4 protein-coding genes and 1 pseudogene are annotated in these 5,341 nt (G+C 42.7%); all 5 read left to right on the top strand.

Features of this window, described 5'->3' with window-relative positions; genetic code table 11:
* A pseudogene (locus EI164_RS14435) lies at positions 1–89 on the top strand (IS5/IS1182 family transposase); the annotation flags it as partial.
* Between the two features lie 32 nt (positions 90–121).
* Positions 122–901 (top strand): SDR family NAD(P)-dependent oxidoreductase, encoded by a 780-nt coding sequence (locus tag EI164_RS14430; RefSeq protein ID WP_192520621.1) that lies wholly within the window; start codon positions 122–124, stop codon positions 899–901.
* Positions 902–1,025: 124 nt separating this feature from the next.
* Complete coding sequence (locus EI164_RS14425) at positions 1,026–1,610, top strand: L,D-transpeptidase family protein (RefSeq protein ID WP_225739324.1); 585 nt, start codon at positions 1,026–1,028, stop codon at positions 1,608–1,610.
* A gap of 337 nt (positions 1,611–1,947) precedes the next feature.
* Positions 1,948–4,545, top strand: coding sequence for an ATP-dependent chaperone ClpB (gene clpB, locus EI164_RS14420; RefSeq protein ID WP_192520620.1), 2,598 nt, complete (start codon positions 1,948–1,950; stop codon positions 4,543–4,545).
* Positions 4,546–4,709: 164 nt separating this feature from the next.
* Positions 4,710–5,273 (top strand): PQQ-dependent sugar dehydrogenase, encoded by a 564-nt coding sequence (locus tag EI164_RS14415; RefSeq protein ID WP_192520619.1) that lies wholly within the window; start codon positions 4,710–4,712, stop codon positions 5,271–5,273.
* The last annotated feature ends 68 nt before the right edge of the window (positions 5,274–5,341 follow it).

Here is a 5,341-nt window from a genome sequence, read left to right as displayed (position 1 = left end):
GCATTGCCACGCGATATGATAAGCTCAAAGATAGCTATGCAGCGGCGGTAATGCTTGCTTGTGTCTTTATCTGGTTGCCCCTGATTTGAATTCTATACACACCCTAATTAAAGGAATAATTATGCAAATTGAAAAACACAGCTTTTTAGTTACTGGTGGTGCGTCAGGTCTTGGGGAGTCAGTGGCTCGTGCTATCGTCGTTCAAGGCGGCAATATCGTCATCGCTGATCTAAACGAGTCAGCTGGACAGTCATTGGTCACTGAGTTGGGTGATAGGGCACGTTTTGTACGTTGTGATGTCACCAGTGGCGATGAAGTGCAAGCGGCTGTTGAGTTGGCAGAAAAAGCGTTCGGTGGTTTGCAAGGATCAATCAACTGTGCAGGTATCGCTGTCGTACAAAAATTACTAGATCGTGATAACAACCCTGCTGATCTTGAGTCATTCAGTCGCGGTGTGAATATCAATCTTATCGGCTCGTTTAACGTTGCGCGTTTGGTCGCAGCCAGTATTGCTAAGCGCGTAGCCAGCGATCACCAAGATAATAAAAATGCAGATCAAGGTGTTATCATCAATACAGCTTCTATCGCTGCTTTTGATGGTCAAGTGGGGCAAGCTAGCTACTCTTCTTCTAAGGCAGGCGTGGTGGGTTTGACCTTGCCGCTAGCACGTGAGTTGACGCGCCACGGTATTCGAGTGATGACGATTGCGCCTGGTATTTTTGCCACACCGATGATGGATAGTATCCCCGAAAAAGCGCGTGAGCAATTAGAGGCAGCCGTTCCTTATCCTAAGCGTTTGGGCGCGCCAAATGAATTTGCCAAACTTGTCCTCCATATCATCGATAACGCCTATCTCAATGGCGAAGTCATCCGCTTAGATGGTGCTATTCGTATGGTGTAATTATCTGTATTCAATGACCAAGCGAGTGTGATTTTTCATATACTTTACACATTAGCAAGCGACAAGCTTTGATATATTACGATGATAGCTATTTGCAATCATTCATATCAGAGGGGTTTTTGTCATGGCATTATCGCGTAATCGTACTTATCGCTCATTACTTGTCTTGATAAGCGTTGGGGTGGTGACGATTATCAGCAGCATTGCTTTTAATTATATGACACGCGCTTCTGCGGGTAGCAGTAGTACTTTGGAAGTGGTAAGTAATCAACCTATCGCTGATGTGGTGATTGATAAAGTGTTCGTTGATAAGTCCGAGCGCCGTTTGCAATTATTGAGTGGTGACGATGTGATTCGTACGTATCATATTGCATTGGGCGACAGTCCAGTCGGTCACAAGCAGCAAGAGGGCGATCAGCGTACACCAGTTGGTACTTATACCTTAGATTATAAAAACGAAAATTCTATTGCTCATCGCTCTATTCATATTAGCTATCCGAATGCAGCTGATAAAGCACGTGCTCAGCAATTGGGCGTCAGTCCGGGTGGAGATATTATGATCCATGGACAGATGAACGGCTTTGGTCATCTAGCCTCTATCAATCAGAAGTATGATTGGACGGACGGCTGTATTGCTGTTACTGATGACGAAATGGACGAGATTATGGCCGCGGTAAAGATTGGTACTACCATTGAGATTGTAGAGTAGAGCGATGAACACTTTCAACATACAATCAATCCTAAAAAAAATATAGGGCATGAAATTCGTTAAATGCTCAAAATGCCCTATCTTTCATACTTATATTCACCTTTCTTTTTTAAACCATTCTGCATATTTTCTTCTAAAAAACTGTTAATCTGAACTTAAAATTACATTTTAATGCTATTAATTAATAGCTCTTAGCAAATATCATTGCTAGTAGTAGGGCTTTGTTTGATAATTGGCTTGAAATAATTATATATATACCTTATATAAATGACAGATAATAGTCATCGCTGAACGCTAGAAAAGCGACTGACAATACTAATTATAAAAGGATACGAATATGAGATTTGAAAAATTTACCCAAAAACTGCAGTCTGCTATTCAAGAAGCTCAGAGTTTAGCACTAGGTCGTGATCATACGGGAATTGATCCTGTGCATTTGCTTGCTGTATTGCTGCAAGATGAATCCAATTTGTCTATCTGTCAACAAGCAGGTGCGTCTATTCCTGCTTTAAAGAATGGCGTGGCAAAGGCACTTGATAATCAGGCAACCATATCGGAGCCGACAGGAGATGTTAATTTAAACCCAAACTCGGTTAAAATTTTAAATTTAGCCGATCGTCAAGCGCAAAAAGAAGATGATGATTTTATTGCCACTGAATGGGTAATATTGGCGCTGTCTGAACAGGGCGAAACTAAAAAAATATTTGAAAGTGCTGGCGTAACAGCAAGCAAATTAAAAGCAGTGATTGAGGAGTTACGTGGTGATGACACCGTTAATAACCAAAATGCTGAAGACCAGCGTGATGCATTAAACAAATATACCATTAATCTGACCGAACAGGCGGAGCTTGGCAAGCTTGATCCCGTGATAGGTCGTGATGAAGAAATTCGCCGCACCATTCAAGTATTGTCTCGTCGTACCAAAAACAACCCAGTATTGATTGGTGAGCCAGGTGTTGGTAAAACAGCTATCGTCGAAGGATTGGCCCAAAAAATTGTTAATGGTGACGTACCAGAAGGTTTACGCCGTAAAGAGGTGCTATCGTTAGATCTAGGTGCTCTGATTGCGGGTGCAAAATTCCGCGGTGAATTTGAGGAGCGTCTCAAAAGTGTGCTGAGTGATTTGGCCAAGCAAGAAGGCAATGTCATTTTATTCATCGATGAGCTGCATACCATGGTGGGTGCAGGTAAATCTGAAGGTGCAATGGATGCTGGCAACATGCTAAAGCCTGCGCTAGCACGTGGTGAGCTGCACTGCGTTGGAGCGACGACACTGGATGAATATCGTCAATATATCGAAAAAGATGCTGCGCTTGAGCGTCGTTTCCAAAAAGTTTTAGTCGATGAGCCAACTGTAGAAGACACCATTGCGATATTACGTGGTCTAAAAGAGCGTTACGAGCTGCATCATGGTGTCGATATTCAAGACAGCGCCATCATTGCGGCGGCACGTATGAGCCATCGCTATATTACTGACCGTAAGCTACCCGATAAAGCGATTGACTTAATTGATGAAGCGGCCAGTCGCTTACGTATGGAGATGGACAGTAAGCCTGAAGCGTTGGGTAAGCTTGATAGTCGTTTGATTCAGCTAAAAATGCAGCGTGAAGTGCTCAAAAATGAAGAAGATGCTGGTGCGAAAGCTGAGCGTAAAGTGCTCGATGGTCAAATTGAAGAGCTAGAAAAAGAGTACGCGGATCTTAATGAAGTTTGGCAAGCAGAAAAAGCATTAGTCAAAGGCAGTCAGCAGTTAAAAGATGAGTTGGACAAAGCTCGTATTGCTTATGACAAAGCCAGCCGTGAGGGCGACTATGAGACCATGAGTAAGCTACAGTATGAAACTATTCCACAGTTAGAGCGTCGTATCACTGAGTCTGATTTAGCAGAGCAAAAAGAGCAGACAAGTGAAGGTAATAATGTAAAGTTGCTGCGTAACAAAGTAACAGACAATGAGATTGCTGAAGTCGTTGCTGCTGCGACAGGTATTCCTGTCAGTAAAATGATGCAAGGCGAACGTGACAAAATGCTGGAGATGGAAGAAAAGCTCCATGAGCGTGTGATTGGTCAAGATGAGGCGGTGCAAGCCGTGGCAAATGCGGTACGTCGCAGTCGTGCTGGCCTGTCTGATCCTAATCGTCCATCTGGATCGTTCTTATTCCTTGGACCTACTGGTGTTGGTAAAACTGAGTTGACCAAATCATTGGCGAACTTCTTGTTTGATAGTGAAGATTCGATTATACGTATCGACATGAGTGAGTATATGGAGAAGCATAGTGTCAGTCGCTTGGTAGGTGCGCCTCCAGGGTACGTGGGTTATGAAGAAGGTGGCGCTTTGACTGAAGCGGTACGCCGTAAACCTTATAGTGTGATTTTGTTTGATGAAGTCGAAAAAGCACACCCTGATGTGTTTAATATCTTATTGCAAGTATTAGACGATGGACGTTTGACAGATTCACAGGGCCGGGTGGTTGACTTCAAAAACACCGTCATTATTATGACCAGTAATTTGGGATCGCATAAAATTCAAGAGATGGTCGGCGAGAGCTATGATGATATCAAAGCCGAGGTCATGGATTCTGTCGGGCAGCACTTCCGTCCAGAGTTCGTGAACCGTATTGATGAAATCGTGGTATTCCATCCACTAGGTATGTCGCAAATGGCAGGTATTGCAGCGATTCAGTTAGATCGCTTGCGTCAACGTCTACATGAGCGTGAGATGGATATCGAGCTATCAACAGATGCAATGAATAAGTTGGTCGCAGTCGGTTATGACCCTGTGTATGGTGCACGTCCACTAAAACGCGCTATCCAACAAGAAATCGAAAATCCATTATCATTGAAGCTGTTAGCGGGTGATTTTGTTGCAGGAGATATCATTAAAGTGGATGTTGATGCGGATGACAAATTGACTTTTGATAAGCTTAGAGTGAGCTAATACCAAGTGCTCTAAACTGTTTTTTTGAATAAAACCCAACCCCTTACTTGCCTATTTTTTATATAGGTAATTAAGGGGTTTTTCGTTGTGCACTATAATTATGTTACCGTTTTCATACTTTGGTTATGTTATAACTGGTTTAAATATAAAATAAGGGAGATGACATGATGATGAGCAATAAAAAACAGAAAAATAGGCCATTAATCTTACCCTTAATCATGACAGCGTTGCTGTTTAGCACGTCAGCTTGCTCCAATCAGACAGCAGGCAATAGCAATGAAGAGTTGGTAGAGCATAAAGATGCCAAAACCTCAGATGCTCATTCCTCCATGAATACTGATAAACCCAAATTCATTACTGAAACAGTTGCAACTTTTGATGAGCCTTGGGCGATGACAGCCCTACCTAAAGTTGATAACGAATCACAAAAAATACTAGTGACACAAAAGACAGGTGAGTTATTTGTGGTCGATACCGAAACAGGTGCCAAGACAGCAGTAACTGGCGTACCAAAAGTTGCTTACGGTGGTCAGGGCGGTTTAGGCGATATTGTTATTGCACCAGACTTTGCTCGTACCAATAATATATATCTGAGCTACGTTGAGACGGATGCTGATAGCAATAAATTTGGTGCGAAAGTTATCAAGGCAAGATTAACAGGATTAGATACCAGGACACCAAGTTTGCAAGCTATCAAAAAAGCGAAAGAGGACTCCACCCGACATTAGGGTGGAGGTGAATTTCGCATCACTAGCTAACCTCGCTGGTTCTGAATATATTGTTTAATAATATCTAA

Origin of the sequence: Psychrobacter sp. FME13, assembly GCF_014861395.1 — a bacterium.
Classification (GTDB): domain Bacteria; phylum Pseudomonadota; class Gammaproteobacteria; order Pseudomonadales; family Moraxellaceae; genus Psychrobacter.
This window is presented reverse-complemented; position numbering and strand designations above follow the sequence as displayed.

Coding starts and splice junctions, on each gene's coding strand:
- EI164_RS14430 (WP_192520621.1), top strand. CDS start 122: ATGCAAATTGAAAAACACAGCTTTTTAGTTACTGGTGGTGCGTCAGGT.
- EI164_RS14425 (WP_225739324.1), top strand. CDS start 1,026: ATGGCATTATCGCGTAATCGTACTTATCGCTCATTACTTGTCTTGATA.
- clpB (WP_192520620.1), top strand. CDS start 1,948: ATGAGATTTGAAAAATTTACCCAAAAACTGCAGTCTGCTATTCAAGAA.
- EI164_RS14415 (WP_192520619.1), top strand. CDS start 4,710: ATGATGATGAGCAATAAAAAACAGAAAAATAGGCCATTAATCTTACCC.